This window comes from Pseudomonas sp. NFACC05-1, from assembly GCF_900100135.1.
GTDB classification, from domain to species: domain Bacteria; phylum Pseudomonadota; class Gammaproteobacteria; order Pseudomonadales; family Pseudomonadaceae; genus Aquipseudomonas; species Aquipseudomonas fluorescens_Q.
The window spans coordinates 20,178-42,646 of record NZ_FMTR01000037.1 but is presented as its reverse complement, the minus strand read 5'-3'; the positions used below and the strand labels follow the sequence as shown (position 1 = coordinate 42,646).

The 22,469-nt window shown below is 60.0% G+C and carries 21 protein-coding genes; 16 read left to right on the top strand and 5 right to left on the bottom strand.

The window, feature by feature from the left end; all coding sequences use genetic code 11:
- Positions 1–866 (bottom strand): 50S ribosomal protein L3 N(5)-glutamine methyltransferase (gene prmB, locus BLO97_RS28990; RefSeq protein ID WP_092349558.1); only part of this gene is annotated, 866 nt, incomplete at its 3' end.
- 254 nt (positions 867–1,120) lie between these two features.
- On the opposite strand from prmB, the gene BLO97_RS28985 reads away from it, so the two are divergent.
- The 5 genes from BLO97_RS28985 to BLO97_RS28965 all read left to right on the top strand — a co-directional run bounded on the left by BLO97_RS28985 (position 1,121) and on the right by BLO97_RS28965 (position 3,892).
- Complete coding sequence (locus tag BLO97_RS28985) at positions 1,121–1,711, top strand: cysteine hydrolase family protein (RefSeq protein WP_003204493.1); 591 nt, start codon at positions 1,121–1,123, stop codon at positions 1,709–1,711.
- Positions 1,712–1,841: 130 nt separating this feature from the next.
- Positions 1,842–2,162 carry a hypothetical protein gene (locus tag BLO97_RS28980; RefSeq protein WP_063324821.1) on the top strand — a complete coding sequence of 107 codons (321 nt, stop codon included), beginning with the start codon at positions 1,842–1,844 and terminating at the stop codon, positions 2,160–2,162.
- Positions 2,163–2,235: 73 nt separating this feature from the next.
- On the top strand, positions 2,236–2,793 hold the full coding sequence (locus BLO97_RS28975; protein ID WP_092349561.1) for a Smr/MutS family protein: 558 nt from the start codon (positions 2,236–2,238) through the stop codon (positions 2,791–2,793).
- Positions 2,794–2,870: 77 nt separating this feature from the next.
- Positions 2,871–3,416 (top strand): GTP cyclohydrolase I FolE, encoded by a 546-nt coding sequence (gene folE / locus BLO97_RS28970; protein WP_072348971.1) that lies wholly within the window; start codon positions 2,871–2,873, stop codon positions 3,414–3,416.
- Between the two features lie 104 nt (positions 3,417–3,520).
- Positions 3,521–3,892, top strand: a complete 372-nt coding sequence (locus BLO97_RS28965; protein ID WP_092147896.1) for a glutathione S-transferase N-terminal domain-containing protein — start codon at positions 3,521–3,523, stop codon at positions 3,890–3,892.
- A gap of 79 nt (positions 3,893–3,971) precedes the next feature.
- On the opposite strand, the gene BLO97_RS28960 is transcribed toward BLO97_RS28965, so the two are convergent.
- Entirely contained in the window at positions 3,972–5,138 is a 1,167-nt protein-coding gene (locus tag BLO97_RS28960) for an aminotransferase-like domain-containing protein (protein WP_092224664.1), read from the bottom strand.
- Between the two features lie 81 nt (positions 5,139–5,219).
- Between BLO97_RS28960 and BLO97_RS28955 the strand changes: the two genes are divergently transcribed.
- The 5 genes from BLO97_RS28955 (at position 5,220) to BLO97_RS28935 (ending at position 13,644) form a co-directional block, all read left to right on the top strand.
- The gene (locus BLO97_RS28955; RefSeq protein WP_092147764.1) at positions 5,220–5,666 is read left to right on the top strand and encodes a MarR family winged helix-turn-helix transcriptional regulator; all 447 of its coding nucleotides are present in this window, start codon (positions 5,220–5,222) and stop codon (positions 5,664–5,666) included.
- A 333-nt stretch (positions 5,667–5,999) separates the two neighbouring features.
- Positions 6,000–7,349: an NCS2 family permease gene (locus BLO97_RS28950; protein WP_063324817.1), complete on the top strand. Its 1,350-nt coding sequence runs from the start codon at positions 6,000–6,002 to the stop codon at positions 7,347–7,349.
- Positions 7,350–7,412: 63 nt separating this feature from the next.
- The gene (locus BLO97_RS28945; RefSeq protein ID WP_092349555.1) at positions 7,413–8,042 is read left to right on the top strand and encodes a LysE family translocator; all 630 of its coding nucleotides are present in this window, start codon (positions 7,413–7,415) and stop codon (positions 8,040–8,042) included.
- A gap of 121 nt (positions 8,043–8,163) precedes the next feature.
- Positions 8,164–11,880 carry a calcium-binding protein gene (locus tag BLO97_RS28940; protein WP_175489873.1) on the top strand — a complete coding sequence of 1,239 codons (3,717 nt, stop codon included), beginning with the start codon at positions 8,164–8,166 and terminating at the stop codon, positions 11,878–11,880.
- 174 nt (positions 11,881–12,054) lie between these two features.
- Entirely contained in the window at positions 12,055–13,644 is a 1,590-nt protein-coding gene (locus BLO97_RS28935) for a hypothetical protein (protein ID WP_139197745.1), read from the top strand.
- A gap of 96 nt (positions 13,645–13,740) precedes the next feature.
- Here BLO97_RS28935 and uraH read toward each other — a convergent pair whose 3' ends face one another.
- The gene (gene uraH, locus BLO97_RS28930; protein WP_092349549.1) at positions 13,741–14,094 is read right to left on the bottom strand and encodes a hydroxyisourate hydrolase; all 354 of its coding nucleotides are present in this window, start codon (positions 14,092–14,094) and stop codon (positions 13,741–13,743) included.
- Positions 14,095–14,507: 413 nt separating this feature from the next.
- On the opposite strand from uraH, the gene puuE reads away from it, so the two are divergent.
- The 6 genes from puuE (at position 14,508) to BLO97_RS28900 (ending at position 20,164) form a co-directional block, all read left to right on the top strand.
- A complete protein-coding gene (puuE, locus tag BLO97_RS28925) occupies positions 14,508–15,449 on the top strand; it encodes an allantoinase PuuE (protein ID WP_063324813.1) in 942 nt (313 codons plus the stop codon).
- Positions 15,446–15,961: a 2-oxo-4-hydroxy-4-carboxy-5-ureidoimidazoline decarboxylase gene (gene uraD / locus BLO97_RS28920; RefSeq protein WP_092349546.1), complete on the top strand. Its 516-nt coding sequence runs from the start codon at positions 15,446–15,448 to the stop codon at positions 15,959–15,961. The genes puuE and uraD overlap by 4 nt, the downstream gene beginning before the upstream one ends.
- Positions 15,962–16,015: 54 nt before the next feature.
- Positions 16,016–17,011 carry an allantoicase gene (gene alc / locus BLO97_RS28915; protein ID WP_063324811.1) on the top strand — a complete coding sequence of 332 codons (996 nt, stop codon included), beginning with the start codon at positions 16,016–16,018 and terminating at the stop codon, positions 17,009–17,011.
- Between the two features lie 147 nt (positions 17,012–17,158).
- Positions 17,159–17,662 (top strand): ureidoglycolate lyase, encoded by a 504-nt coding sequence (locus BLO97_RS28910; RefSeq protein ID WP_063324810.1) that lies wholly within the window; start codon positions 17,159–17,161, stop codon positions 17,660–17,662.
- Between the two features lie 52 nt (positions 17,663–17,714).
- Positions 17,715–19,016, top strand: coding sequence for a urate hydroxylase PuuD (locus BLO97_RS28905; RefSeq protein WP_092147745.1), 1,302 nt, complete (start codon positions 17,715–17,717; stop codon positions 19,014–19,016).
- Positions 19,017–19,378: 362 nt separating this feature from the next.
- Entirely contained in the window at positions 19,379–20,164 is a 786-nt protein-coding gene (locus BLO97_RS28900; protein WP_092147742.1) for an outer membrane protein OmpK, read from the top strand.
- A 138-nt stretch (positions 20,165–20,302) separates the two neighbouring features.
- On the opposite strand, the gene BLO97_RS28890 is transcribed toward BLO97_RS28900, so the two are convergent.
- Both BLO97_RS28890 and BLO97_RS28885 read right to left on the bottom strand, forming a co-directional pair.
- Positions 20,303–21,463, bottom strand: coding sequence for a patatin-like phospholipase family protein (locus tag BLO97_RS28890; RefSeq protein ID WP_092147736.1), 1,161 nt, complete (start codon positions 21,461–21,463; stop codon positions 20,303–20,305).
- 44 nt (positions 21,464–21,507) lie between these two features.
- Positions 21,508–22,440, bottom strand: coding sequence for a lipid A biosynthesis lauroyl acyltransferase (locus tag BLO97_RS28885; RefSeq protein ID WP_092349544.1), 933 nt, complete (start codon positions 22,438–22,440; stop codon positions 21,508–21,510).
- Positions 22,441–22,469: the final 29 nt, after the last annotated feature.

The window sequence follows — 22,469 nt, the reverse complement described above, 5'->3', positions numbered from 1 at the left end:
TCGGCGCTGAGCATGAACACGCCATGACCACCGCGTTCGAAGTCGAGCCAGGCGAAATCGACTTCCGGGTACAACGCCTCGACGTGCACCTGGCTGTTGCCCACCTCGACAATCAATAATCCCTTCTCGGTCAGATGATCGGCCGCCTCGGCCAGCATCCGGCGAACCAGGTTCAAGCCATCATCGCCACAGGCCAGGCCCAGCTCCGGTTCGTGCTGGTACTCCTGCGGCATGTCGGCGAAATCTTCCGCATCGACGTAAGGCGGGTTCGACACGATCAAGTCGAAACGTTGCCCCGGCAGACCGTCGAAGCCATCGCCCTGGACCGTGAACACGCGCTCGTCGACGCCATGGCGCTCGATGTTCTGGTTGGCCACTTCCAGCGCTTCGAACGACAGGTCGGCCAGCACCACCTCGGCCTCCGGGAACTCATAGGCACAGGCAATGCCGATGCAGCCGGAACCGGTGCACAGATCAAGAATTCGTGCCGGTTCCTGGCCCAGCCACGGCTCGAAATGCTTTTCGATCAGTTCGCCGATGGGCGAGCGCGGAATGAGCACGCGCTCGTCGACGATGAACGACATCCCGCAGAACCAGGCCTCACCCAACAAATAGGCGGTTGGCACACGCTCTGTGATACGCCGGCGCAGCAGGCGCTGCACATGAACCAATTCTTCGTCTTCAAGACGGCAGTCCAGGTAGCTGTCGGCAATTTCCCATGGCAGGTGCAATGCGCCCAACACCAGTTGCCGGGCTTCATCCCACGCATTGTCGGTGCCATGGCCGAAAAACAGATCCTCCCCATGGAAACGGCTGACGGCCCAACGGATATGGTCGCGCAGGGTACGGAGACGAGAAGTGATCACGGCGGCAAACTCCAGAAAAATCGACGGGCGAGTCTACCAGTCAAACGCGACCCCACCCAAACACGCCCCGATGACGAACGAAAAACCCCGGACCAATCGTAGGAATTATCCGTTTTTTGATCAGCCTATTGAACAAGATGAGCATCTTGACAAGGCTGTAGGCCAGCAACGGCGGCCCTTGCGATGGAAGCGATTCACAGAACCGCTCAGCCAGAGGACAATGTCGCAAAAGCCCCACTCGAAGGAGCCCCAGAATGTCCGTTCCAAAAACGATGTTTCAACTCAGCGGCCGTGGTTATGCAGCGGCCAATCTGAGTCAAGCGACCCTGATCATCATCGATGCCCAGAAAGAATACCTCGCCGGCCCCCTGGCCCTGAGCGGCATGGATGCAGCCGTCGCGAACATCAAGCAATTGCTCGGCGCGGCCCGTGCAGCCGGTCGGCCAATCGTGCATGTGCGCCACCTGGGCACCCATGGCGGGCTGTTCGATCCACAAGGCGAGCGCGGGGAGTTCATTCCCGGCCTCGAACCCCAGGCCGACGAAACCGTGATCGAAAAGCTACTGCCCAGCGCCTTCCACGGCACCGAGTTGAAAAAGCGCCTGGAAGACTTCGGCCCCCTGGACCTGATCGTGTGCGGGTTCATGAGCCACTCCAGCGTCAGCACCACCGTGCGCGCCGCCAAGAACCTGGGCTTTCGCTGTACCCTGGTGGAAGACGCCTGCGCCACTCGCGACCTGCCGTACAAGGGCGGCGTCCTCAGCGCCGAACACGTTCAGCAGACCGAAATGGCGATCATGGCGGACAACTTCGCCACCCTGGCGTTGACCCGTGACTTCATCTGATTCGCCTTGATGAGCGGCCACTTTCGCCGCTCATCCGCAAAAGCCTCGCATTTGCCGCAATTGCCCTACCTTCAGGAACAACCCGAACATCTTCCGGTCGAAGGGCCGATACCCATTGAGGAAGGTCGGAATGAAGTTATCCGATGGTTTTGACGCACGTCGCTTGCGGCCCAAGGGCCCGAGCAACTGGCGGTTTCGTTTTGGCGCGGCAATCGCCGCGCTACTGGCAACACTCGGTGTGTTGCTGGCCATGGCCGGTGCGGCCAGCCTGCTGGGCCGCCCGCCCGCTCTGGGCGAATTGAATGCCACCCCACTGGGTTCGGCGATCATCCTGGCGATCGGTCTTTTCGTGTTGTTGCTGGGCGTCTGGCTCTGGCGCCGCTGCCGCCGTCGCGCCCGCCAATCCCTGGAGCTGGCCATGGCTCCGCACCTGATGAAAAAGCACGACTGACCCGCCATCCGACGTTTTGTCGCGCCTGATCCCGCCAGAGTTGGGTAAACTGGTCGGCTTCGCGGAGGCTGACATGCAAGACGACGACTTTTCCCTGTTCAAAAGTGCGATCCAGGGCGTAAAACCGATCAAGCACGACCGCGCCGAGACCGGCAAGCCCAAGGCCGACCGCGCACAAATCGCCAAGCTGCGCCAGGCCGCTACCGTGCGCACCGACGCCACGACCGTGGATGGCTTGTCTGATCAGTTCGTGATCGACGTCGGGCCGGAAGACGAGTTGATGTGGGCACGCGACGGTGTCCAGGAAAGCCAGATGCGCAAGCTGAAGGTCGGCCAGATCCCCTTCGAAGGCAGCCTCGACCTGCACGGCATGACCGTGGAAAAGGCCCGGGAAGCTCTTTGGGCGTTCCTGGCCGAAGCCACGAAATTCGAAATCCGCTGCGTGCGCGTCACCCATGGCAAAGCCGTGCGCCTGGACGGTAAGCGGCCGATGATCAAGAGCCACGTCAACACCTGGCTGCGCCAGCACCCGCAAGTGCTGGGCTTCACCTCCTGCCAGGCAAAACACGGCGGCGCCGGAGCGGTGTACGTGATGCTCAAGCGCACCATGATGGAAGGTCGCGACGAATAGCCCTCGATTGCCGAGCTTGCAGCGCCGTGTCCGCCACCGTACCCTTGCCCTTTGCGTAAAATCCCACAGGTAGTTTCATGTCTCTGGAACAGAATTATTCCGCGATCCTCGGCCAATTGGGCGAGGACGTTTCCCGCGAGGGCCTGCTCGACACGCCCAAGCGTGCTGCCAAGGCCATGCAGTACCTCTGCCGCGGTTATGAACAGACCCTTGAAGAAGTCACCAACGGTGCCTTGTTCAGCTCCGACAACAGCGAGATGGTGCTGGTCAAGGACATCGAGTTGTACTCGTTGTGCGAGCACCACCTGCTGCCTTTCATCGGCAAGGCTCACGTGGCCTACATCCCGAGCGGCAAGGTGCTGGGGCTGTCGAAGGTCGCTCGCATCGTCGACATGTATGCCCGTCGCCTGCAGATCCAGGAGAACCTCAGCCGCCAGATCGCCGACGCGGTCCAGCAAGTGACCGGTGCCTTGGGCGTGGCGGTGGTGATCGAGGCCAAGCACATGTGCATGATGATGCGCGGTGTGGAAAAGCAGAATTCCTCGATGATCACCTCGGTGATGCTCGGCGAGTTCCGGGAAAACGCCGCCACTCGCAGCGAATTCCTCAGCCTCATCAAGTAATCCGCCGCATGAAGAAAACCGGCATTGATCGCCGGTTTTTTTTCGCCTGTGAAAAATCAGGTAAGCTGCGCGCCCTCTTCTTCCCTGCCGCGAGGCTTAATACCGTGATCGTCAAAGCGCTTCGGGTTGGCTTGGGCCAGCTCATCATCTTCATCGACTTCATCACCCGCCCGGGCAAGAAAAAGCGCCCGGCCGAGGCCCAGGCGCAGGTCGAGCAGGCCGCTCGCAGCCTGACGCTGTATCAGTTCCACGCCTGCCCGTTCTGCGTGAAAACCCGCCGCACCCTGCGCCGCCTCAACGTACCGGTGGCCCTGCGCGATGCGAAAAACAACGCGCAGGATCGCCAGACACTGCTGGAACAAGGCGGCCGGATCAAGGTGCCGTGCCTGCGGATTGAAGAAAATGGCGAGACCACCTGGATGTATGAGTCCAAGGTGATCATTGAGTATCTGGACAAGCGGTTCTCGGCAGCCTGACCATTTTCCACCGTGACGACTGGCCCCATCGTGAGCTTGCTCGCGATGGGGCCCGGACAGCCACCGCAGAATCCTGATATCAAGCCGCTTTTGCCGCCAACGCCTCCCGCACCACCCCCGCCAAGCGCTTGAGCCCTTCATCCAGCCGCGCCGGGTCGATGTGGCTGAAATTCAAACGCAAGTGCCCCGGGTGCTGGTCCGGCTCGGGGAAAAAGGGCTCCCCCGGCATGAACGCCACGTCGGCAGCCAGTGCGGCGGCGAGCAAGGTGCGGGTGTCCAGCGGTTGCTTGAGGGTCAGCCAGAAGAACAGCCCGCCCTCGGGCACGTTCCAGTCCGCGAGGTCGGTGAAATGCTTCTCCAGCGCGGCCTGGAACCGATCGCGGCGGTCCCGGTAAAAATCCCTCAGCTCACTCAAATGGCGACGGTACCGCTCGGTGCCGATCCATTGCAACGCCTGCCATTGGCCGATGCGATTGGTGTGCAGGTCCGCTGACTGCTTGAGTCGCAGCAGATGCGGGAACAGATCCGGACTGGCAATCAAATAGCCTACCCGTAGCCCCGGCAACAGGGTTTTCGACACGGTGCCGGTGTAGATCCAACTGGCCTTCTTCAAGCGACTGACGATCGGCGTGGCGCTGCCGCCATCGAACGTCAGCTCGCGGTAGGGTTCGTCCTCGATCAGGGTCACGCCAAACTCATCCAGCAGCGCCGCCACGGCATCGCGCTTGGTCTCGCTGTAGCGCACCGCCGAGGGGTTCTGGAAGGTCGGAATCAGGTAGATGAACGCCGGCCGATGCCGCTCCAGCCGAGCCCGTAACGCTTTCAGGTCCGGACCGTCGGCTTCCAGGGGCACCGTGATGCAATCGGCGCCAAACAGCTGGAAAATCTGCAACGCCGCCAGGTAAGTGGGCGCTTCCAACATCACTTCAGTCCCAACGTCGATGTGCAGCTTGGCCGCCAGGTCAAGGGTTTGCTGGGAGCCGCTGACCACCAGCACCTGACTCGCCTCACAGGCCACACCCAGCGCCCGCGCCTGGGCCGCCAGGGCTTCGCGCAGGGCGGGTTCGCCTTCGCTCATGCCGTACTGGCCCATGGACAAGGGCATGGCCGCCCATTCCACTTTCGGCAGCATGGCTTCGGCCGGCAGGCCGCCGGCGAACGACATCACTTCAGGGCGCTGCGCCGCCGCGAGGATTTCTCGAATCAAAGAACTTTTGAGGCGCGAGACACGTTCGGAAAAAGCCATGGGGTCACCTGTAGCGGGGCACGGGAGGAATGAGTCAAACTGGTTGACCGAAATTACGCCGACCCGTGTGGATACGTCAATATGCTTGACCTTAAAAACCCAACTTCCCAACAAATGGCCATGGAAGCGTTCTTCTTCGGTTACCAGGCGTTCACCGCCAAGGCCGATGAAATGCTCGAGCGCCGCGGGTTGAGCCGGGTGCACCAGCGAATCGTTTTTTTCATCGCCCGCTACCCGTCCCTGAGCGTGAAGGAGTTGCTGGCGGTTCTTGGCGTGAGCAAGCAAGCGCTGAACATGCCGTTGCGGCAGCTGATGGAAATGCACCTGGTGAACAGCGTCGCGTCCGAGACCGACAAGCGTAAACGGCTGCTGGAACTGACGGCCGAGGGCGAGCGGTTCGAACAGGCGTTGCGGCGTGAGCAGGTGAAATTGCTGGAGCGGGTGTTTACCGAGGCTGGGGAGGCGGCGGTGAATGGCTGGTTAGCGGTAAACCTGGCACTGGGGAAGGGACAGGTGGCTGTCGACTGAGTTTCCTCCGCAAGCTGTGTATTGCCCGGTCTATCGCCATCGCGGGCAAGCCTTGCTCCCACGGAGGGTCTCAGCGGACGCTCGCTGTGGGAGCAAAGCGTGCTCGCGATAGCGCCCGCAACGGCGATATATCCCTATCGCCCGACATTTCGTCGACAACACAGAAAACATTATTTGCATTATTTGTATACAAAAGCATAATTCGCTTCGTGCGAGTTCCTGACCAATAGGTCAACATACTTCGCCAGCCTTACCTGCCTCAGCGCATCGCAACCACCCCCAGGGCGTATGCGGTGCTGGAAATAACAATAAGACTCTTGAGGAGTACTCGCTGTGGAAAGCCGCAAACCCGAAGCCCGGACGCTGGACCTCTCGCCGCCGCTACGCAGTGGCTGGCTGGAGCGCATCTTCAAACTCAGCTTGCATGGCACCACGGTGAAGACCGAGCTGATTGCCGGCCTGACGACCTTCATCACCATGGCCTACATCATCTTCGTCAACCCCAACATCATGGCCGACGCCGGCATCGATCACGGCGCCGCCTTCGTCGCCACCTGCATCGCCGCGGCCCTGGGTTGCCTGCTGATGGGACTGTACGCCAACTGGCCGGTGGGCCTGGCGCCAGGCATGGGTTTGAACGCGTTCTTCACCTACACCGTGGTCGGGACCATGGGCTACAACTGGGAAACCGCGTTGGGCGCGGTGTTCATTTCCGGTGTGCTGTTCATGATCCTGACCCTGTCACGGGTGCGCGAGTGGCTGCTCAACAGCATTCCAGTGAGCCTGCGGTTCGCCATGGGCGCGGGGGTCGGCTTGTTCCTCGGACTGATCGGCCTGAAAACCGCCGGGATCATCGTCGACAGCCCCGCGACCCTGATCAAGCTCGGCTCGTTGCGTGAGCCCGGTCCATTGTTGGCCGCGGTGTGCTTCCTGATGATCGCCGTGCTCAGTTATCACCGCGTGTTCGGCGCGATCCTGATCAGCATCATCGCGGTGACCCTGGCCGGTTGGGGCCTGGGATTGGTGCAGTACAACGGCGTCATGTCGACACCACCGAGCCTGGCTCCCACCTGGATGGCGATGGACGTAGCCGGTGTGTTCAACGTCAGCATGATCAGCGTGGTGCTGGCCTTCCTGTTCGTGCACATGTTCGACACCGCCGGCACCCTGATGGGCGTTGCCCAGCGCGCCGGCCTGGTGAAAGCCGACGGCAAGATCGAGAACCTGTCCCGCGCCTTGAAAGCCGACAGCGCCTCCAGTGTATTCGGCGCCATGGTTGGCGTGCCGCCGGTGACCAGCTACGTGGAAAGCGCCGCCGGTGTAGCGGCGGGTGGCCGGACGGGGCTTACCGCCGTGACCGTCGGTGTGCTATTTATTGCCGCCATGTTCTTCGCACCGCTGGCCGGGATGATCCCGGCCTACGCCACGGCCGGCGCGTTGATCTACGTCGCCATGCTGATGATGGGCGGCATGGCCCATATCGAATGGGACGAGGCGACCGACAGTATCCCGGCCATCGTCACGGCCATCATGATGCCCCTGACGTTCTCGGTCGCCGACGGTATCGCCCTGGGTTTCATCACCTATGTGGTGCTCAAGGCCGGCACCGGTAAACACAAGGAAATCTCCGTCAGCCTGTGGGTGCTCTGCGCGATCTTCATCGCCAAGTTCATCTTCTTGTAAGCGATACACCTAGCCACCCGCCTCATCCCTTGGATGAGGCTTTTGCACCTGAGGACCCACGCAATGAATCTGGAAACCTGGCTGTTGTTCAGCGGCGCCGCCTTGGTGGTGATCCTCATCCCCGGCCCTCTGTCGCTGTTGATGATCGGCAATAGCCTGAACTACGGCCTGCGCCGCTCGTACCCGGCGTTCCTCGGCGGCGTAATCGCCTCGATCTGCCTGTTGAGCGCATCGGCGCTGGGGCTCGGTGCGTTGTTGATGGCCTCGGAGCAACTGTTCAGCGCCCTGAAGATCGTTGGTGCGCTGTACCTTTTTTATCTAGCCTGGCAGAGCTGGCAGCAGTCGCGCCAACCCGCCCAAGGCGCCGAAGTGCCCCAGGCCGCAGCCGTCCCACGCTTTGGCGCCCTCTTCGGCCGGGCGTTCGTGCTGGGCGCCAGCAACCCGAAGGACATCCTGTTCTTCGCCGCGTTCCTGCCGCAATTCTTGAGCGCCGAGCAAGCGTTCCTGCCGCAACTGTTGATCATGATCGCCACCTGGACCGTGCTCGACCTGCTGTGCAAGCTGGCCTACGGTCTCGGCGCTCACGGCGCGGCGCGGTATTTGCGTACGGGGAAAGGCCAGAGCTGGTTCAACCGCATCAGCGCAGGATTATTTGGCGGCGCGGGCGCAGCCTCTTTACTGTCCAGCCACTGAACCCGTCGTTTTTCATGTCGGGCTTTCGCAAAACACCGCAACAACCAATCGATGTACACCCTTCAGGAAAACACCTTAGATAGAGGGCCATTCACATCATCGTTGAACAAGGACGTTCACAATGACCAAGGTTTTCTATCCCTCCCCTGTTTCTGACGAGCACGCCGTAGTCATTACGGACCTGGGCTTTCATGCCAATGAGCACACCGCCGAAACACTCGACTTCAGGGTGGCCGATGAGACGCCGCTCAGCACCGAACACAAGCATCGGCAGGCCCAACTCGACGTCGTGGATAAACTTTATGGCCCGCTCTCTATCGGCACCGTGAAGGTGACCCGTTCAGCCCTGGATGCGTTGGGCGCCACGACCGATGGACAACCGCTGACAGGGGACAATACTTTTTTCCGCACCCCCAATCGCTTTTTCTTGAACTCGCTGCAGTTCAGCGCCGTTGACATCGAAACGCGTATGACGATCACCAGCGATGTGGACGACTATCGGTTACCCACTTTGCTTTTCGAAATGGCGAGTCAACGTTCGCCCACGGCGCGCCCCTTGTTGAAAGAAAATCCTGATACACAGGCTGAACCAACCGGGTATCGAAGCACGCTTGAAAAGCTTTTGAACGCCGCCCAGAGACTCAACCTCCATGCGCTCTCGCAAACCATGAGTTGGGTGAGCCAAGCGAAGAGCAACCTCCTCATCCCAACGGGCCTTGGCCTCCAGGCCTTCGGCATCTACAGCGGTCTGCGAGGCCTGCAGGACGCCATCCAGAACAAGGACGCTTACCAGACGGTCTTCAACGGGGCCGGCGTGGCGGCCGAGATGGCCTCGATCGGTGTCGAGGCAGCGGTGACCCGACAAGCCACTCAGATGATCAAGGCCGGCCAGAATGCCCTCAGGGATTTCGCCAAAACAGGCTTCGCCATAAGGCTCGCCCGTGGAAGCAGCCTGATCGCCAGCGTACTGACACTGCCTTTCGATATCATCGCCGCTGTCGACTCTTTCAAGGCCGCCGCCCGCGCCACCGGCAAGGAAGCCACCGACCACTACGTCAGCGCCGCCTTGAGCGTCACCAGTGCGGCCATGAGCTTGACCCTCGGCATCGCCGCACTGGCAGGCTTCAGTTCAGCCGGACCCGTGGGCCTTGCCGCAGGGCTTATCCTGGTGGTGGGATCACAAATCTGGGGCGCGATTCGTCAAGTCGATGAAATCGACGACTATATCGAACTCACCGCGCACGAGCGCCTGCGCACCGGTTGGCTCGCTTTCTGGGCAATCAGCCCTGATAAAGACATCCAGGATCGCTACACCCTCGCCAAGGCGACCGCCGAACATACCAAGCGGCTGCGGGCCAATGCCTTGTACTTGCTCAAGGGCCCATTGAAAGACAGCACTGAGGCGATCGTAAACGGAGCATTCACCGTAGAACTCGAACCGGTGACCTACACCACTTGGAATTGGTGGACGGGAGAACAATACCAGGCGACCACAGTACGTCCCAGGATCAAGGACAGCGACGACTGGATCGACGCGCGAAGTGGCGTTACTGCTCAGACGCCCGGCGCAGTCATTGAAACGTCGGCGGAAGATAAAGGCATCCATTGGTATATCGGCGGTGGCGACGACACGGTTCTAGGCGTTGAAAACCAGCCAAATGTCTTCCATTACGGGGCGGGCGTTAAAAAACTGACCGGCGGCGTGAAAGATGACGTTTTCATCTTCGAGGGCTCGGCAGAGCCTCTCAGTGGAGGACAAACAACGAATACCCTGGTGGGAGGCCTGGGCAACGACACGCTCATCTTATCGGGTCGCACCCGCAATAGTCAGGAGCCGCGCCTGGGCTATCAGGTCGACCTGGAGGCCGGGCACGTATCCGTTATCACTCAAGCCAGTCATCAAACAGAGAGCGAACACACTCCCCATACGCGCCTTGAAGGCATTGAAAATGTCGAAATCCCCGAGGGTGGTGCCAACGTCATCAAGGGTAGCGCCGGCCCGAACATCATTAAATCCCGCGGCAATGACTCAATCGAGGCCGGTGCGGGAAATGACCGGATTTTTCTCCTGAATGGAAACAACCGTAATGCAGACGGTGGACCTGGCGATGATGTCTATGCCATTGCACATAAACCCGGTTGTGTCTCCATCAGCGAAGATGGCGTAGGCAACAGCGTCATCGCTCTGGACTGGAGAGCGGACCTGATTGAAAGCTGGCGAATAGAAGAAGGTCACTTGGTTATGACGTCCTGCTTCGACGCAAACGACTGGGCGCTTCGAAAAGTCATCATCAGGAACGTCTATGAAGACACCGATTATCCAAGCCCCCTACAAAACAATAAGCTGACGTTCATCACCCAGGATGGCTACCATTTGGTACCCGACCTGCCTGACACGATCGAGCACCGCGCTCCGCTGGACATTGAAGCCATCGTGGTGCAGGCAGGAACACCACGAAACCCGGCCATTCTCAATGGACGAAGCGAGCAGCAGATCGCCCATGACAAAGACACCAGTTTTTACGTTTCACGCATCAATGAACTCACCACGCTCAAGGTCAAGCAAAAAAGCAAATTCTCCACCACCCTCCATCTGGACTATAGCGACGCTGAACTGACCCGTATCGAAGCCCATTACAGCGCCCACGCCACTCAGGAAGCCGAAGGGGATACCGTAAAATACGGCGAATGTGGCCTGACATTACACTTTGGCGTTCGCCGAGTCGTCTTGAAGAACCTGGCAAGTTCCGATGAACGTTATAGCGCGCAAAACCCGCAGACAGGGCGGCGTGCATTTTCCGCCTTGGGTTCGCATCACACGTTCATTCTGGTCATGAACGACGGCTCATCCTACCGTCTGGTCCAACCCTCGCCTGACTATGATCTGTTGCTGGACAAAACATTCATCGGTAAAGAGCCGGTCGAGTGGAAAACAGAAGCGCCACGGGCACTCACACCGACGAGAAAGCACTACGCCTACCTACAGCCCTTGGACAAGCATCCCCACTACATGCGCAGTTGGGCAGCCTGCGCCCTGCTCACATCCCCTACCGAACAGACAGGCATCGAAGTCCTGATTGGCGAAGGCGCCACCTACCTTGTTCACTTGAGCCCGGACATGACGCTACGCCTGTCCACGCCGGGCGCGCTGGCCGGCGCCAATCCTCGACTCCCCCGGGCCTCGCTATGGGAACTCGACGCCCGGCACCTCGGGCCAGTTGAGATCACGTTTTCTTCCAACCTGCTGCGGATCGGCACAGCAATCATTCATCTTCCAGTCCATGAAGCTGGAGACCTTGTCGACCAGATACGCGTCATCACCGCACGAGGCGTTGTCCATGCTGTCGACAGTCTGTTCGAGCGAGTTTATGTAGAAGCGCTCGATGGCCGGTACTTTGTCCCACTCGCCGATCCCAGCGCAGTGTTGCCCAGCGAACTGTCCAGCCTGGCATCCGAAGAACTGAAGGTCCTTCACATTGCTGTCAAGGATGGGTCTCCCGGCAACTTGAGCTATAACCTCAAGACCCGCCAATGGATCCTCGACACCGATAAGTCCCGAGTCATTGAGACGGCGGACCTGAAAAAAACAGACCTGTGTGAACACGCCCTCCAGATCTATCAGGACCTGGCCCGCGATGGCCTCAGCCAGACCCCACCCATGGGGGATGAAGCCCTGCGTTCGTTGCGTGGCAAGTGCGTGGAATTGATGGAGAGCGTCACATTGGCACACTCGGTGATGTTTGCCCGGGCGCTAGCCCTGAGCGCGGTCTTCGGCATCAGGCTTTCGCAAATGGGCTGGCTCCTCTCATTGGCTGAGCCCTCTCCCGAACAGATATAGGCTTCAGGCATCTTTTCGAAGTTTTTTCCAGACGCCATACATATGTACCGCATCTGCCTGTTGGTTTTCCACGAACATTCTCAAGCCCTGGGCCTGCCCGCTATGCGACAGGCCGCTCGCTTCATGGCCGCATGAATCAACACTATTTTTCAAACTCAAGAACAGGCATTTTCAATGAGTCCAAGACAAAACACCCGGCCCAAGCCGCCAAAGTCGCCCCCCGATACACCTCACTCCAGCCGCGATACGACAGCGGAAACAACGCTCGCAAACCCAGTGAGGGGAGAGGGAATCGATCCACCATCCGTCTCGCCAACCGAGCACGCGATCGAAACGCCTGAATCTTTGCTCTCGACCATTCAGATATCCGAAATGGCATCACCGGCCACCATCCGTGAAGCCCCTGCCTCGGTATCGCTGGACGATTACTACCTTTCACCCGAGCTGGTGCCCATGTTATCGGAGCCGGACGCAACGTCTGGGATCCGGACGTTCAGGACACGCACTTACGTCGAGCTTTCAGAGGGTGGGACGGTGCTGCTTGGACGCGATTCCGAACAGAACTACAGGGCCCGGTCAGGCATCGAACTCGTCGCTTCCGGACCACGCCTGGAGCAAGTGGAAGGCAGCCACCTATGGCGTCAGATTCCGCACCGAGAGGCGATGCACGACGATGATTCCGATCTTGCTTCCACGCCCCATAGGCTATCGGATGATGAGGCGTCGCCAGTGACCGCGCCTAAGCGTCAGCGCGCGACGACCTCACAAAGCGAAGCACCTGGGCAAAGCGCCCCGGTATTCAGTAAGAATTGGGGGATCGACCCAAGATTCATGGTGTCCGAGTTCATCACCCTGGACAACGTCCACTACAAGGTGGTGACACGCAGCGACGCGCGAGAACATCCGATCGCCTACGTTCAGCCGCCCACTCATCCCACCTATGATTTTGACCTGTTGGAAGCTACCCTCCGGCATACGCCTGACGAGCAGCCCCGAGGCGCAATGCAAATCCCACCGGATAACCAGTGGGAAATTGACGCCCGGCTTCCCTTTGAAAAACCACTGACGGCTTACGTCAGGGATTGTTTTCCAGAAGTCACGACAGTCACCTTGGAAAACATCGCAAGAAAGCAATTCGAACTCGCCAATAACGGACCGTTCGCCGATGCCGCGGGCTTGACCGCCCTGCGCCAGATTTTCAACGGCTGGAAAAACGCCAACCTCGCGCCGCATCCGCAATGGTCCGATCCGCTCTTGATGCTGCCAACGCTTGCGACCACGGCCTCCTCCAGAGGGGCTGCCCGCTCGATAACCCTGCCCGCCCCATTTTCGACGGGGACGCTGGAGCGGCTGGATTTTGATCCCATGCGGTTCCAGCGACAGTGGCTTTCTTTCCAGTCGACGTACACACCCGTGGAGTTCAAACGCTTTATGGCCGCCCTTCTGACCCGCAACGGCTACACGGTCATGGAGCCAAGCTCCTACAATAGTTTCCCGGCATTGGTATTCCAACGCGCCGAGCATGACCATGTATTTTTCATGAGCCTGCATCGCACCAGGATCCCAAAGATTTCCCTGCCAACGTACCTGGACCCCAATACAGCCGGCGTCCTCCTGGAAAACCAGCTCGGCGAAGCCGCGGCGAAAGTCGCCAGGGACGCCCACGCTGCCAACAAAATCATCTGGCTCAAAGGCGGTACTGAAATCCGTCCAGGCATTGCCGACACGGTCTTCATCATCCGGGATGACAATTCCAGGCTGTAAATACGCCGCGCAAAAAAAGCCCGCAGTGTGAGCGGGCGAAAAACCAAAGAAGCTTTATGCGCAGTGGCTTCCAGGACCAGGCAGTTGCTTGGGGGCTCAACTGCCTCGATAGGTTGAATAGGCGTAAGGCGAAATCAGCAGGGGCACGTGGTAATGCTCCTGCTCGGCCGAAATGCCGAAGCGCAGCACCACCACATCCAGGAACGCCGGCTCGGACAACTGGACACCACGGGCGCGGTAGTAATCGCCGGCATGGAATTGAATCTGATAGACGCCCGAACGGTAGTTATCCCCTTGCAGCAGCGGCGCGTCGCAGCGACCGTCGCTGTTAGTCAGCGCGCTGGCGACCAGCTGCAGTTGCGAACCTTCCACCCAGTACAACTCGACCTTGATCGAGCTGCCCGGGCAGCCGTGTGCAGCATCCAAAACGTGAGTAGTCAAACGTCCCATTGATTGTGCGTGCCTCGCTGCTGGGCAGTCCGGCGCGACGCCTCCTGAATCAGTTGAAAGACAGGCCGCACCGTTTCGGAGCACGAAACACTACGGCGATGAGCGAATTAAGACACTTTAAAAGAAAATTGTACACAATAAAAAACAGATATTCAGTCGGCACTCGTCCCGACAAAGGTTCCCGCCCAATCTTAAGCCAAACCAACGGATACGCCATTCTTCCAACCATTAATTGACCATATGGGCAGGTTTCTTGCAGTGTAGACAAACCCGGGACAGCGGTGAAAAATGCAAAAAACCAGGCTTACAAATCGCACATAAAGTTGTATACAATCACTCCATCGTCGTGACGCCAGCCTATGATCCATCGCCAGGGCGCCACCCACATGGTTCGAACAAGAAGGAAAACTGCAGTGAGCGCTGACTACCCACGCGACCTGATCGGTTACGGCAATAACCCTCCCCATCCGCAGTGGCCGGGCAATGCCCGTATCGCCCTGTCCTTCGTGCTCAATTACGAAGAAGGCGGCGAGCGCAACATCCTGCATGGCGACAAGGAATCCGAGGCGTTCCTCTCGGAGATGGTCGCGGCACAACCGCTGCAGGGCGAACGCAACATGAGCATGGAATCGCTGTACGAGTATGGCAGCCGTGCCGGGGTCTGGCGGGTCCTCAAGCTGTTCAAGGCATTCGATATCCCGCTGACCATTTTCGCCGTGGCCATGGCCGCCCAGCGCCATCCGGAGGTGATCCGTGCCATGGTCGCCGCCGGTCACGAAATCTGCAGCCACGGCTATCGCTGGATCGACTACCAATACATGGATGAGGCCCAGGAGCGCGAGCACATGCTCGAAGCGATCCGCATCCTCACCGAAATCACTGGCGAGCGCCCGCTGGGTTGGTACACCGGTCGCACCGGCCCCAATACCCGCCGGCTGGTCATGGAGGAAGGCGGTTTTCTCTATGACAGCGACACCTACGACGACGACCTGCCCTACTGGGAACCGAACACGCCCAATGGCAAACCGCATCTGGTGATCCCCTACACCCTCGACACCAACGACATGCGCTTCACCCAGGTGCAGGGTTTCAACAAGGGCGATGATTTCTTCCAATACCTCAAGGACGCCTTCGACGTGCTGTATGCCGAAGGCGCCGAAGCCCCCAAGATGCTCTCCATCGGCTTGCATTGCCGCCTGATCGGCCGCCCTGCCCGCCTGGCGTCCCTCAAGCGTTTCCTCGAATACGTCAAAGGCCATGAACACGTCTGGTTCAGTCGTCGTGTCGACATTGCGCGTCACTGGCAGCAGACCCATCCGTATCAAGGGGCTTCGAAACCAGGAGCGTCGAAATGACCGCCTTCCAGACCCTCAAGCCCTCGACCTTGAGCCGTGAAGCCTTCATCCGGGCTTTTGCCGATATCTACGAACATTCGCCATGGGTCGCGGAAAAGGCTTTCGACCTGGGCCAGGACCCGTCGATCGACCAGATCGAAACCCTGCACCAGCGCATGAGCGACATCCTGTTGAGTGCCGATCACGCCAGCCAGCTGGCACTGATCAACGCTCACCCGGACCTGGCAGGCTTTGCTGCCGTCCAGGGCCAACTGACCGAAGCCAGCACGAACGAACAGGCCGGCGCCGGTATTCACCAATGCACGGCCGAAGAGTTTCAGCGCTTCACCGAGCTGAACGACGCCTACAAGGCCAAGTTCAAGTTTCCCTTCATCATGGCGGTAAAAGGCAGCAACCGGCACCAGATCCTCGCGGCGTTCGAAACGCGCATCCATCACTCGGTAGACACCGAATTCAAATGCGCGCTGGCAGAGATCAACAAGATCGCGTTGTTCCGACTACTGACCCTTTAGCGAGCAGCCTCCTGCAAGCATCCCCAGCCAACTTATTAAAGGCAGACAAGAAGAATGAAAGCTTACGCCGTACCTTTCGAGAAGTTCGTCAACCTGGCCGACGCCCGCCTCGGCACCAAGATCATCTCGGTCACCGATGACTGGTTCGCCGACGCCAACCGTCTGTTCCAGCCGACCCCGGCCGTGTGGAAGGAGGGCGTGTTCGACGACAACGGCAAGTGGATGGACGGCTGGGAATCGCGGCGCAAGCGCTTCGAAGGCTACGACAGCGCAGTGATCCGCCTGGGCGTGGCGGGTTCGATCAAAGGCGTGGACATCGACACCTCATTCTTCACCGGTAACTATCCCCCGTCGGCCTCCCTCGAAGCCTGCTTCCTGACTGAAGGCGAGCCAGACGAAAACACCCAATGGACTGAAGTGCTGTCGGCCGTCGAGTTGCAAGGCAACAGCCACCACTATCACGAAATCAACAACGACCAGGCCTTCAGCCATCTGCGTTTCAATATTTACCCCGATGGCGGCGTGGCTCGGTTGCGGGTCTACGGCATTCCGTACCGCGACTGGTCGGCCGTGGGCGACAACGAACAGATCGACCTGGCCGCAGCCCTCAACGGAGGCCGTGCCCTGGCCTGCTCCGATGAACACTTCGGCCGCATGAGCAACATCCTCAACCCGGGTCGTGGCGTCAACATGGGTGATGGCTGGGAAACCGCCCGTCGTCGCACCCCGGGCAATGACTGGGTCATCGTCGCCCTGGGCCACGCCGGCATCGTTGAGCAAGTCATCGTCGACACCCTGCACTTCAAGGGCAACTACCCCGACAGCTGCTCAATCCAGGGCGCGTTCGTCAAGGGCGGCACCGACAGCCAGATCGAAACCCAATCGCTGTTCTGGCGCGAGCTGCTGCCGAGCCAGAAACTGGAAATGCACGCCGAACACACCTTCGCCGAGCAGATCAAGGCCCTGGGGCCGATCACCCACATCCGCCTGAACGTGTTCCCGGATGGTGGCGTGAGTCGTCTGCGGGTGCTGGGCAAGATAGCGAAGTAGACACCGCACCTGTGGCGAGGGAGCTTGCTCCCGCTGGACTGCGTAGCAGTCCCATTTCGAGGGCCGCTTCGCGACCCAGCGGGAGCAAGCTCCCTCGCCACAAAAGCTGAACAAACGACACAGAATTTTTTGGATAAGAAGACCAGCATGCGCACACTCAAGATCGAACCGTTGACCAAAGAAGCCTTCGCCCCGTTCGGTGACGTGATCGAAACCGATGGCAGCGATCACTTCATGATCAACAACGGCTCGACCATGCGCTTCCATCGCCTGGCAACGGTGCAAACCGCCACGCCGGACGATCAGGCGATCATCAGCATCTTCCGCGCCGACGCGTTGGAGATGCCGTTGACCGTGCGCATGCTGGAGCGCCATCCGCTGGGCAGCCAGGCGTTCATTCCGCTGCTCGGCAACCCCTTTCTGATCGTGGTCGCGCCACTTGGCGATGCACCTGTATCAGGCTTGGTCCGCGCCTTCGTCACCAACGGCAGGCAGGGCATTAATTACCATCGCGGCGTCTGGCACCACCCGGTGCTGACGATCGAAAAGCGGGATGACTTCCTGGTGGTTGATCGCAGTGGCACAGGCAATAACTGCGATGAGCATTTTTTCCAAGAGGATGAGTTACTGATCCTCGCCCCCCACCAATAAGAGAAGCGTCCGATCACGCGCAGACAAGCGTGACGGGCGAGAGGTAAAGACTGTGGAAGCACATATGCTGGAATGGCTGAACCTGAGCGTACGCTGGGTTCATATGATTACTGGCGTGGCCTGGATCGGCGCGTCGTTCTACTTCGTCTGGCTGGAAAACAACCTCAATCGCGTCAATCCAAAAAGTGGTCTGGCTGGTGACTTGTGGGCCATCCACGGTGGCGGCATCTACCACCTGGAAAAATACAAACTCGCGCCACCGTCCATGCCGGACAACCTGCACTGGTTCAAATGGGAAGCCTATTTCACCTGGATGTCGGGTGTCGCGCTGCTGTGCGTGGTGTTCTATTGGAACCCGACCCTATACCTGCTGGCCCCCGGCAGCAGCCTCAGCGGCCCCGAAGGCGTGGCGCTGGGTATCGGCTCGTTGTTCGTCGGCTGGTTCGTCTATTCCTTTCTCTGCGACTCGGCCCTGGGCAAGCGCCCCGCCCTGCTCGGTTTGATCCTGTTTGTGCTGTTGATCGCCGCCGCCTACGGGTTCAGCAAGGTGTTCAGCGGTCGCGGTGCCTACCTGCACGTCGGGGCGGTCATCGGCACGATCATGGTCGGCAACGTGTTCCGCATCATCATGCCAGCCCAACGTGCGCTGGTGGCGGCCATCGCCGAGAACCGCACGCCCGATCCGGCGCTGCCGGCCAAGGGTTTGCTGCGTTCGCGCCACAACAACTACTTCACCCTGCCGGTGCTGTTCATCATGATCAGCAACCATTTCCCGAGCACCTACGGCAGCCAGTACAACTGGCTGATCCTGGCCGGGATCGCCGTGGCGGCGGTGTTGGTGCGGCATTACTTCAACACACGCCATGACAGCAACCGGTTTGCCTGGACGCTGCCAGTCGGCGCCCTGGCGATGATCTGCCTGGCGTATGTCACTGGGCCCAAGCCCATGCCCACCACGCCGGAAGTAGCCAAGGTACCTGGCGTGATCGAGTACCAACCGTTGCCGGAAACGGCAGTGGGTGGCGGCGCGAAACCGGCAACCGCCCCGGCCGCACCGGCATCGGCCCCCACTCAGGCCGCCAACGCTCAGGGCCCATCGTTCGAGAAGGTCCACAGCGTGATCCAGGAGCGCTGTTCGGTCTGCCATTCGGCCAAGCCCACCAGCCCGTTGTTCAGCGCCGCACCAGGTGGGGTGATGTTCGATACACCAGAGCAGATCCAGCAACAGGCTGCGCGCATCCAGGCCCAGGCCGTGGCCACCCAGATCATGCCCTTGGGCAACATCACCCAGATGACCCAGCAGGAACGCGACCTGATCGGCGCGTGGATCAACCAGGGCGCGCGGACCAACTGAGCCGCGCCCCAAATTCGCCGCGAATGCGCCGTTGCAGGGCACTTGATCCCACCAGGACAAGCCCGTACCCTGCGCGGCCGTTCACACCCGGGCAGCGTAAAAAAATCATCGAATCCTGACCGAAACGCCAGCTTATCCAGGCATCACCGGGGATATCGGACGTCCCTGGAAAACATCTTTTTCGACTGTTCCAAATAGCCGGACGAGCTTTTTTCGGGTTTGGCTCAGCTCTTGCTATCAGCATCTGCCATGAGCAAAAAGCTGACCGAACGGATGTTTTTATCCGTAGAAAAAAGCGCCACATCAAGAGCGCTGATCTGAAAAAAAAATGGCGGTACCACTTACCTTTGGGAGCAAACCGAATGAAACGTACATGCACCAGCCTGACACTCGCAGGCGCCTTGTTGGTCGCAGGCCAAGCGATGGCCGATGACCTGTTCCAATGGCAGAACAATAGTCTGACCTACCTGTACGGCAAGGATTTCCAGGTCAACCCGCGCATCCAGCAGACCGTGACCTTCGAACACGCCGATGCCTGGAAATACGGGGATAACTTCTTCTTCCTCGACCGGATCTTCTACAACGGCCAGGATGACAGCCAATCCGGCCCGAACACCTACTACGGTGAGTTCAGCCCACGCCTGTCGTTCGGCAAGATCTTCGACCAGAAGCTGGAACTGGGTCCGATCAAGGACGTGCTGCTGGCCATGACCTATGAATTCGGCGAAGGCGACAACGAGTCCTACCTGATCGGCCCGGGTTTCGACCTGGCGATTCCCGGCTTCGACTACTTCCAGCTGAACTTCTACAACCGCCAGACCGAAGGTCCACGCGCCGGCGACAACGTCTGGCAGATCACCCCGACCTGGGCCTACACCATCCCCATGGGCTCATCCGACCTCCTGATCGACGGTTTCATCGACTGGGTGGTGGACAATGACACCAACTCCAAGGGCACCTACCACGCCAACCTGCACATCAACCCGCAGATCAAATATGACCTGGGCAAGGCGTTGAAGCTCGGTGCCAAGCAGTTGTATGTGGGCGTGGAGTACGACTACTGGAAGAACAAGTACGGGATCGAAGACAGCGACGGGTTCAAGACCAACCAGAGCAATACCAGCTTCTTGCTCAAGTACCATTTCTGATCCGACCCAGTCTCAGGCCCGCCACAGATCCTTGTGGGAGCGGGCTTGCTCGCGAAGACGACTGAACATTCAATATCAGTGCAAGCTGATCCACCGCTTTCGCGAGCAAGCCCGCTGCCACAGGGGCTCGAGATGGACTCATCCCTGAGCCAACCCCAAAAACCGACTCAACGCCTCACGCTGCGCCAGTGCATCCTGGCGTCCCAGCTCGATCAGTTCGCTGCAATAGCCCGACTCGAACAACAGATAACTCAGCACCCCCGCGCCGCTGGTCTTGGTCGCGCCCGGCCCGCGCAAGAATAACCGCAGCGCACGGGGCAGTTCCTGCCGATGGCGGGCGGCGATTTCATCAATGGGCTGGCTGGGCGAAATTACCAGCACGTCCACCGGCGCCGCGCCGAGGGCGTGGGCCGGCACGTCGGCGGGCAGCAGGTGACTGAACCCGTTCAGGCGCTCAAGCAACTCGATGTCGCTTTCCAGGCTGTCAATGAACGTGCTGTTGAGCATATGGCCGCCGATCTGCGCCAGGGTCGGTTGCAGGCCGGTGTAGCTGCGCTCGGCGGGATCCTGACCACCCGCGCCACGGGGATTGCCGCTGACGCCGATCACCAGCACCCGATTGGCCCCCAGGTGCAAGGCCGGGCTGATGGGCGCCGATTGCCGTACCGCGCCGTCACCGAAGTATTGCGGGCCGATCCTGACCGGCGCGAACAACAAGGGAATCGCCGAGCTGGCCAGCAGGTGCTCCACCGATAACTGCGTCGGCACCCCGATACGTCGATGTCGCAGCCAGGCATCGATGGTCCCGCGCCCTTGGTAGAAGGTGACGGCCTGGCCGGATTCATAACCGAACGCCGTCACTGCCACGGCGCGCAGTTGCTGCTCGACGATGGCCTGCTCGATACCCGAGGCGTGGAATTGGGCCTGGAGCAGTTCGCGCAACGGCGAACTGTCGATCAGCGCCACGGGCAACTTGGCCCCCAGGCCCAACAGGCTGTGGGTAATGAAACGCGTCGCCTGGGCGATCACGCCTCGCCAGTCGCTGCGCATGACCTGATGGCTGCGCACCGCTTGCCAGAACGCCGTAAGCCGCTCGATGGCGGTCTTGAAGTCCATCGCCCCGCTCGCCAGGCTGACGGCGTTGATTGCCCCGGCCGACGTACCGACGATCACCGGGAACGGGTTGTCCGCACCGTCTGGCAACAATTCGGCGATGGCCGCCAGCACGCCTACCTGATACGCCGCTCGAGCCCCACCGCCGGAAAGAATCAAACCTGTAACCGGTTCAGCTGGGGTCATCGCAATGCTCCGTGCTCAAGGTGCTGAAAATGGCGGATATTGGCTCAACCGCGTTTGTCGTACAGCTTCGGCTCGCCCGGTGGACGGCTTTTGAAGCGCCGGTGGGCCCAGAGGTATTGCTCAGGACAATCACTCACCGACTGCTCGACCCACTGGTTGATGCGGATGCAATCGGCTTCCTCGGTCTCGCCCGGAAAATCCGTCAGCGGGGCCTGGATCACCAGGCGATAACCGCTGCCGTCGGCCAGGCGTTCCTGGATGAAGGGCACCACCAGCGCCTTGCCCAAGCGGGCGAACTTGCTGGTGGCGGTGACCGTCGCGGCCTGGATGCCGAACAGCGGCACGAACACGCTCTGCTTGGGGCCGTAATCCTGGTCCGGCGCATACCAGATCGCCCGCCCGGCCCGCAGCAGCTTGAGCATGCCGCGCACGTCGTCACGCTCCACGGCCAGGGAGTCGAGGTTGTGCCGCTCGCGGCCGCGGCGCTGGATGAAGTCGAACAGCGGGTTCTTGTGCTCGCGGTACATGCCATCGATGGTGTGCTGCTGGCCGAGCAACGCCGCGCCGATTTCCAGGGTGGTGAAATGCAGCGCCATCAGGATCACGCCCTTGCCCTCGCGCTGGGCCTGCTTGAGATGCTCCAGCCCTTCGACATGGGCCAGTTTCGCCAAACGCGAACGCGACCACCACCAGCTCATGGCCATTTCGAAAAAAGCGATGCCGGTGGAGGCAAAGTTTTCCTTGAGCAGACGCTTGCGCTCGACGGCGGACTTTTGCGGGAAACACAGTTCCAGATTGCGCCGGGCGATGCGCCGTCGGTCGCCGGCTACTCGATACATCAGCGCGCCCAGTGCGCGACCGACCCGCAGCAACAACGGATAAGGCAATTGAACGATCAGCCACAGCAGGCCCAGGCCGCACCACAGCAGCCAGAAACGCGGATGAAAAAATGCAGCTCGAAAACGCGGGCGATCCATTACAGCTTCCATTAAGACATGGGCCGCGC